At 75.0% G+C, this 6,239-nt stretch carries 6 protein-coding genes; 2 read left to right on the forward strand and 4 right to left on the reverse strand.

The genetic code is table 11. The features are described from left to right. Together ABZ914_RS44200 and ABZ914_RS44205 are read right to left on the reverse strand one after the other, a co-directional pair. Positions 1 to 300, reverse strand: a 300-nt coding sequence (locus ABZ914_RS44200) for a DUF3040 domain-containing protein (protein ID WP_500200708.1), incomplete at its 3' end; no start/stop codon positions are given. Further along, positions 300 to 1,910 carry a glycoside hydrolase family 10-like protein gene (locus ABZ914_RS44205; protein WP_500200709.1) on the reverse strand — a complete coding sequence of 537 codons (1,611 nt, stop codon included), beginning with the start codon at positions 1,908 to 1,910 and terminating at the stop codon, positions 300 to 302. The genes ABZ914_RS44200 and ABZ914_RS44205, both read right to left, overlap by 1 nt. 179 nt (positions 1,911 to 2,089) lie before the next feature. Between ABZ914_RS44205 and ABZ914_RS44210 the strand changes: the two genes are divergently transcribed. Continuing rightward, positions 2,090 to 3,136, forward strand: coding sequence for an Rv2578c family radical SAM protein (locus ABZ914_RS44210; RefSeq protein ID WP_500200710.1), 1,047 nt, complete (start codon positions 2,090 to 2,092; stop codon positions 3,134 to 3,136). A 67-nt stretch (positions 3,137 to 3,203) separates the two neighbouring features. On the opposite strand, the gene ABZ914_RS44215 is transcribed toward ABZ914_RS44210, so the two are convergent. Beyond that, positions 3,204 to 3,794 (reverse strand): HAD family hydrolase, encoded by a 591-nt coding sequence (locus ABZ914_RS44215; protein ID WP_500200711.1) that lies wholly within the window; start codon positions 3,792 to 3,794, stop codon positions 3,204 to 3,206. 50 nt (positions 3,795 to 3,844) lie between these two features. Continuing rightward, entirely contained in the window at positions 3,845 to 4,909 is a 1,065-nt protein-coding gene (locus ABZ914_RS44220) for an ArsR/SmtB family transcription factor (RefSeq protein ID WP_500200712.1), read from the reverse strand. A gap of 57 nt (positions 4,910 to 4,966) precedes the next feature. Here ABZ914_RS44220 and ABZ914_RS44225 point away from each other — a divergent pair. Continuing rightward, positions 4,967 to 6,239: MFS transporter (locus ABZ914_RS44225; RefSeq protein ID WP_500200713.1), on the forward strand; the 1,273-nt coding region annotated here is incomplete at its 3' end.

Here is a 6,239-nt window from a genome sequence, read left to right on the forward strand (position 1 = left end):
GGGGGGGGGGGGGGGGGGGGGGGGGGGGGGGGGGGGGTCCCAGGTAGTTGGGGGGGGGGGTTTCGGGCCCCCGGCGGCCGCGTGCCGCCCGCGGGGCGCGAGGGCGGTCGCGGTGATCACGCGGGCGCGGCGGCCGCGGGGGGTGCCGAGCCGTGCGAGGCGGCCGGCCAGCCGCGGGTCGTCCTCGCTCAGGCGGACCTCGATCTGGGTGAGGATCCGCTGTTCCTCCATCGACAGCGCCATGCTCAATACCTCCGGGGGGCGGGCAGTGCTGTGTTCTTCCCCACGGAGCATGATCATTATCCTTCGGCGGCGGTAACCGTTGAGCCGCGTGCGGGCGCGCTCTCGTGGTGGAGGCGGTCCAGGGCGGTGACGTAGTAGGTGTAGGCGCGGCCGGGTTTCGCGGAGGGGTCGATGACGCCGCCGCCGCGGACGTCGGCGATCAGGCGCGCGTCGCCGAGGGGCGCGCATCCGGCGGTCCTGCCGTCGGCCCGGTACACCGCGTAGGACACCGCGTCCTGGGAGGGCCGCCACTGCACCTTGATGCCTTCGCCGTCGGGGACGGCGCGGGTGTCCTGGACGGGGGGCGGGGCGTGCCCGCCGCGTCCGGTGACGGCGGGCGGGATCGCGGGGCGGGAGTAGTGGTCGTCGCGCAGGCGGGCGGCGAACCCGCGGCGGTTGGCGGCGATGTCGGCGGCGCTGAAGAACACGTCGCCGCGGACCTGCGGGTACTTGCGGTCGAGGGTGAGGTGGCGCGACAGCTCGTCGGGCTTGCGCCAGGCGCCGGGTTCGCCGACGCGGTAGCCGGCCTGCCCGATGGTCAGCTGCACCGTGGTGCCCTTGACCTGGTCGGCCCACCAGGCGACGAGTTCGGCGTAGCCGGCGCGGGGGTCGCCGATGGGCCAGTACAGCTGGGGGGTGACGTAGTCCAGCCAGCCCTTCTTGATCCAGCCGCGGGTGTCGGCGTAGATGTCGTCGTAGCTCTGCAGGGCGCTGGTGGGCGAGCCGGCGGGGTCGCTGGACTTGTTGCGCCACACGCCGAAGGGGCTGATGCCGAACCGGACCCAGGGTTTGGCCTGGTGGATCTGCTGGGAGAGGGTCTGGACGAGGGTGTCGACGTTGCGGCGCCGCCAGTCGGCCTTGGACAGGCCCTTGCCGTAGGTCTTGTAGGTGGCGGCGTCGGGGAAGTCGCCGTCCTCGGGGTAGGGGTAGAAGTAATCGTCGAAGTGGACGGCGTCGACGTCGTACTTGTGGACGACGTCCAGGACGGCCTTGGTCGCCAGGTCGCGGACCTGGGGCAGGCCGGGGTCGTACCACAGGCCGCCGCCGTACTTGCGGACCCAGTCGGGGTGGCGGCGGGCGGGGTTGTTCGCGGCGAGCTTCTTCAGGTCGTCCTGGCGGCTGACGCGGTAGGGGTTGAACCAGGCGTGGAACTCCAGGTTCCGCGCGTGCGCCTCCTTGACCATGAAGTCCAGGACGTCGTAGCCGGGGTTCTTGCCCTGGGTGCCGGTGAGCCACTGCGACCACGGCTCGTACGGGGAGGGGTAGAAGGCGTCGGAGTCGGGGCGGATCTGCACGAACACCGCGTTCATGTTCATCGCCTTGGCGGTGTCGAGCAGGCGGGTGAACTGCTTCTTCTGGGTGGCGGCGGACTGGCCGGGCTCGGTGGGCCAGTCGGTGTTGCCGACGGTGGCGATCCACATGCCGCGGACCTGGCGGGAGGGGCCGTCGCCGTCGGGGGCGGTGACCTTGGGGCATTCGGGCTTGGCGCCGGCGGTGACGGGTCCGGCGCGGTCGCCGTCGTTGCCGCCGCCGAAGGCGGGTACGCCGCAGCCCGCCGTGCTCGTCACCGCGCCGGCCGCCAGCACCGCCGCCGCCGCCCGGATCCGCGTCCCCGTTCGCCATGCCATAGCGAGCCATTGTTACGCATCCGTTGCGGTGGTACTGACGGAACGGCGATGTCCGTGTGATGCCTCACCCTCCCGCCGCGTCCCTTTCGCCACCGGGGCCCGCCTCGTTGCGATCTTCGAACACACGTTCCATACTGGCCGCCTGACCATGTCGTTCACGTGTTCGAGAGGGGGCGGGTGTGCGCTGGGACCACCTGCGGCTTTCCGATGACGGCGCGGACGGCGGCGCCAGGGACGGCATCGCGGCCGTGCCGCTGATCGAGCGGCGGGCGGTGGCGCGCACCTTCGACACGCCGGAGTTTCGCGGGATGACCTTCTACGAGGTCCACGCCCGGTCGGTGATCAACGCGGTGCCGAAGGCGTCCCGGATGCCGTTCCGCTGGACGATCAACCCCTACCGGGGCTGCACCCACGCGTGCGTGTACTGCTTCGCGCGCAAGACCCACGAGTACCTGGAGATGGACGCGGGCGCGGACTTCGACTCGCGGATCGTGGTGAAGGTGAACGCGGCCGAGCGGGTGCGGGCGGAGCTGGCGGCGCCGCGGTGGCGGGGCGAGCACGTCGCGATGGGCACCAACGTCGACTGCTACCAGCGCGCCGAGGGCCGCTACCGGCTGATGCCGGGGATCATCGCGGCGCTGCGGGACGCGGCGAACCCGTTCTCGATCCTCACCAAGGGGTCGCTGATCCTGCGGGACCTGCCGCTGCTGCAGGAGGCGGCCGAGCGCACCGCGGTCGGCGCGGCGGTGTCGGTCGGGTCGGTGGACTCCGAGCTGTGGCGGCTGGTGGAGCCGGGCACCCCGTCGCCGCGCACGCGGCTGCAGGTGTGCGCGCGGCTGAACGAGGCCGGGATCGGCTGCTCGGTGCTGATGGGCCCGGTGATCCCCTACCTGTCGGACTCGCCGGCGCAGCTGGAGGCGGCGGTGCGGCAGATCGCCGAGGCGGGCGCGACGTCGGTGTCGGCGATCACGCTGCATCTGCGTCCGGGCGCGCGGGAGTGGTTCACCGCGTGGCTGCGCGAGCACCATCCGGAGCTGATCGTGCCGTACGCGCGGCTGTACGGGTCGGGCGCGTACGCGCCGGAGGGGTACCAGCGGCGGATCGCGGCGCGGGTGCGGGAGCTGGCGGCCCGGTACAAGGTGGGCGCGGGGCGCCGCGGGCCGTCGGGTCACCGTCCCGTTCCCGCTCCCCCGCGGCCGGTCGCCGAGCAGTTGCCGCTGCTGTGACCCCGGCCCCGCGCCGCCCCGCCGCCCGCGGCGAGCGCGGCGGTTGCGGGGGGCGGTCAGGGGCGGGTCAGAGGGCCAGGTCGCGGCGCAGGCGGTCGGCGCCGGTGAACAGGAACGCGCGCAGGCCGGCGGCGCGGGCGGCCTCGACGTTGGCGGGGCGGTCGTCGACGAAGGTCAGGTCGGCGGGCGCGGCGCCGAGCTCGTCGGCGACGTGCGCGTAGATCGCGGGGTCGGGTTTGGCGAGCCGCAGGTCGGCGCTGAAGAAGCGGTGCCGGAACAGCGCGGCGAACGGCGCGGCCTCGATGTGGCGGGCCATCTCCAGCGGCGCGTTCGACAGCAGCGCGAGGGGGACGCGGCGGGCGTCGAGGTCGCGCAGGATCTTCAGGGTGCCCTCGTCGAGGTGCGACCACATCTCCAGGTCGAGGCGGACCAGGACGTCCAGCAGGGCGGGGGTGGCGGCGCGGCCCAGGCGCCCGCACAGCTCGCCCCAGTAGCCGGCGGCGTCGACGGTGCCGAGGTCGTAGGCGGGGCGGCCGCTCCAGTAGGCGTCCCAGAACGCGGCGGGGTCGCCGCCGACGGTGCCGGCGATGCGGGCGGCGGCGTCCTCGGGCGGTGCGTGGCAGACGACCTCGCCGTAGTCGACGACGACCCATTCCATGACGACTCCCTCTGCGTGTTCGTTGAACCCTGTTTCTAACACATATCACGTTACTTCGAACACATGGAGGGTTCGGGAGTGGTTTCGGGGGCCGTGTGCGGGTCGGTGAGGCGGTCGCCGAGGGCGCTGCGCCGGTACAGCATGTGGCGGCCGTCGCGGGCGCGGGCGACGAGCCCGGCGGCGTGCAGGATCTTCAGGTGCTGGGAGACGGCGCTGGGGGTGACCGACAGCCGGCGGGCGATCTCCACGGTGGGCAGGGGTTCGCCGAGCATCCCCAGCAGCCGGGCGCGCGGCGCGCCGAGCAGCGCCGCCAGCGCGTCACCGCCACCGCCACCGCCCGGGCCGCCGTCCGCACCGGTGGCGGAGGCGGTGTCGGCGGGTGCGGGGCGCCACAGGGTCGCGACGCCGCGGCTGGGATAGACGAGCAGGGGCGGTTCGTCGGGGCTGACGGGCGGGGCGGGCTTGTGCGCGAACACCGAGGGGACCAGCAGCAGTCCGCGCCCGGCGGCGTGCACGGTGTGCCGGCCGATCATCTTGTCGATGTGCAGGACGCCGTCGTCCCAGCGAAGGTTGGGGTGCATGCCGGCGAACAGGGCGCGGGCGCCGCCGGTGGCCAGGCGGCGGGCGCGGTAGGTCATGTCGGCCTCCAGCACGAGCCGGATCTGCGGCCAGTGCGGCCGGACGGCGATGTGCCAGTAGCGGCGCAGCTCGTCGCAGATCGCGTCGTTGAGGCGGGCGACGCGGGCGTCGTCGCCGGCGGCGTCGGCGAGGGCGGCGGGCGGTGGGCCGGGGGCGTGGACGGCGAGCAGGTCGCGGCGGACCCGGCCGGGCGGGGCGGCGCGGGCGGCGGCGAGCTGGTCGTCGAAGCCGGGGGCGAACGTCCCGGGCCGGGGGGTGAGGTGGTCGGGGATGGCGTGCCGGTCGCCGACCAGCGCCATCAGCAGCGTGGTGTCGACGCCGGTGAGGCGCCGCAGGGCGTCGCGCCGCCAGGGCAGCTGCAGCGCGTAGCGGCCGGGGTCGCGCAGGACCCGCAGGCTCTCCATGGTCTCGCCGAGCGGTGACAGCGCGAAGCGGGTGTCGGCGAGGTCCTCGACACCGAGCACGAAACGGATCATTAAGCGCCACGCTACATCGTTTCCGCCGGGCGGGGCCTCCGCGATCGACTCGTGGCCATGACGGCGAGCGCAGCGAACACGGCGGGCACGAACACGGCGGGCACCGGCGCGACGAGTATCGGCGCGGCGGGCGGTGGCACGGGCGGCGAGGACGCCGCGGGCACGACGTCGGCGACGGCGCCGGTGCCGGTGCCGGGTGCGGGCCGGGGTGTGATCGTGTTGCTGGCGGTGACGTGCGGGGTCGCGGTCGGGAACGTGTACTTCCCGCAGGCGGCGGCTCCGGCGGTCGCGGCGGGGCTGGGGTTGGGCGCGGGGACGGCGGCGGGGGTGGTGTCGGCGGCACAGTTCGGGTACGCGGCGGGGATCTTCCTGCTGGTGCCGCTGGGCGACCGGGTGGCGCACCGGCGGCTGATCGTGGTGCTGCTGGCGGTGACGGCGGCGGCGCTGGCGGTGGCGGGCGCCGCGCCGGGGGCGGGGGTGCTGGTGGCGGCGAGCGCGGCGGCGGGGGCGGCGACGGTGGTCGCGCCGGTGGTGGGGCCGATGGCGGCGGGGCTGGTTCCGGCGTCGCGGCGGGGGTGGGTGAGCGGGGTGATGCTGAGCGGGTCGCTGGGCGGGATGCTGCTGTCGCGGTCGCTGGGCGGGCCGCTGGCGCAGTGGCTGGGGTGGCGGTCGCCGTATCTGGTGGCGGCGGCGCTGGCGCTGGTGCTCGCGGTGGTGCTGGCGCGCGGGCTGCCGGTGACGGTGCCGCCGTCGGGGCAGCGCTACGGGCGGTTGCTGCTGGAGCCGCTCGCGCTGCTGCGGGAGGAGCCGGACCTGCGGCGGTCGTGCTTCTACCAGGCGGCGGTGTTCGGTGCGTTCTCGGCGGTGTGGACGGGGGTGGCGCTGCTGCTGGCGGGTCCCCGGTACGGGTTGGGGGCGCCGGCGGTGGGGGCGCTGGCGCTGGTGAACGCGGCGACGATGGTGTGCACGCCGGTGGCGGGCCGGGCGGCGGACAGGCGGGGCGCGGACGCGGTGAGCCTGTGGGCGATGGCGGGGGTGGTGGTGTCGGCGGGGGTGCTGGCGGTGGGGTGCGTCGGCGGCGCGGTGGGGCTGGCGGGGCTGGCGGCCGGGTCTCTGCTGCTGGACGTGGCGATGCAGTCGGGGATGGTCGCCAATCAGGTCCGCAACTACGGGTTGCGGGCGGACGCGCGCAGCCGGGTGAACACCGCCTACATGACGTGCGGGTATCTGGGCGGGGCGGCGGGGTCGTGGCTGGCGGCCCGGGCGTACGGGGGGTTCGGGTGGGCGGGGGTGTGCGCGCTGGCGGGGGCGCTGGCGGCGGCGGCGCTGG

The organism is Spirillospora sp. NPDC046719, from assembly GCF_040645715.1.
Taxonomy (GTDB): domain Bacteria; phylum Actinomycetota; class Actinomycetes; order Streptosporangiales; family Streptosporangiaceae; genus Spirillospora.

Excerpts from the sequence above, each read along its gene's own strand:
- ABZ914_RS44215 (WP_500200711.1), bottom strand. The coding sequence starts at position 3,794 with ATGGAATGGGTCGTCGTCGACTACGGCGAGGTCGTCTGCCACGCACCG.
- ABZ914_RS44205 (WP_500200709.1), bottom strand. The coding sequence starts at position 1,910 with ATGGCATGGCGAACGGGGACGCGGATCCGGGCGGCGGCGGCGGTGCTG.
- ABZ914_RS44220 (WP_500200712.1), bottom strand. The coding sequence starts at position 4,909 with ATGATCCGTTTCGTGCTCGGTGTCGAGGACCTCGCCGACACCCGCTTC.